Source organism: Halorussus halobius, from assembly GCF_004765805.1.
Lineage (GTDB): Archaea > Halobacteriota > Halobacteria > Halobacteriales > Haladaptataceae > Halorussus > Halorussus halobius.
Map to the genome: position 1 here is coordinate 1 of NZ_SBIU01000016.1, position 1,069 is coordinate 1,069.

The window sequence follows — 1,069 nt, forward strand, 5'->3', positions numbered from 1 at the left end:
GAGGGTGTCATAGAACTCTTCTCACACCGTGATGATCGTACTTCCCGGATTGTCTCCACGTTCGTAGTTGGTGATAGCGACGACGAGGCGAAGGCACAGGGCAACAAACACCTGCGCCCGTGCGTGGACGCGGCCTCGGGCGTGCGTTCGCCCGAGGCCGCAGTCCTTCACTGATTCGTTGGTTCGTTCGACTCCAGTACGGCGGTTGTACGTCTCATCCAACGTGGACTGCTTCAGCTGAACGTCCTCGCTGTGTTCGGTGATGCGGTCTTCGACCCTGTACTCGATGTCTTTCGGGTCGTCAGTGTTTCGCGCGTTGTACGGAGCAACTGGCACGACCCCTGCGGCCAGCAGGTGGTCGTGCCAGTCGAGCGTGTCGTAGGCGCTGTCACCGACCATCCAGATCGGCTTGGCGACGGCGAGCGCGTCACGCGTGACGCGCATCGCCGTCTCCTCTGGCGCTTGTTTACTCTCTGTGAATTCCGCCGCGATTGGGATTTTTTGCCCGGTCGAGACGATCGTACAGCCGTAGCCGTAGTAGTACTCGTCGTCGGTTGGATCGTAGCACTTCGACGCGTCTTGATCGGCAGGCATCGCCCTCACGTCCGTTGAATCGATACAGTAGGTCAAGTCGAGCAGGCCGCGGACGGCGGCCTGCTCGACGAGTCGGTCAAAGACTTCGTCGACGACGTGTTCGAGGTCGGTGAGAAAGCGATCGACCGCGTCTCTCGACGGCGGTCGATCGAAGCCACAGCTCAGCCAGACAACCGTGTTCCGAAGCTCTCGTTCAACTGGACGAATTCCATAGATGTCCTTGTAGTAGCAGTGGAGGAAGCCACGCATCAGCTCTGGTGGTTCGTGCTCTCGTGTTCGCCCCGTCTGCGCCGGGGCGAACACGTCGAACTCTTCGAGAAACTCGAAGGAGAGGTGCTCAAACAGCGCTAGCGTCTCGGTCTCCGCGACATTGAAGAACGTCTCTACCGAAGGATCATCTTGCAGGGTCGCTGAGGCCATACCATCTCAGCATTCACCCTGCTCTTTGGTGTGGGAATCGTTCTATGACACCCTC

Annotated in this window: 1 protein-coding gene; it reads right to left on the minus strand. The window is 59.1% G+C overall.

What is annotated here, in order from left to right:
- Nucleotides 1-21: 21 nt before the first annotated feature.
- The gene (locus EPL03_RS19655; protein WP_135830781.1) at nt 22-1,014 is read right to left on the minus strand and encodes a transposase; all 993 of its coding nucleotides are present in this window, start codon (nt 1,012-1,014) and stop codon (nt 22-24) included.
- Nucleotides 1,015-1,069: the final 55 nt, after the last annotated feature.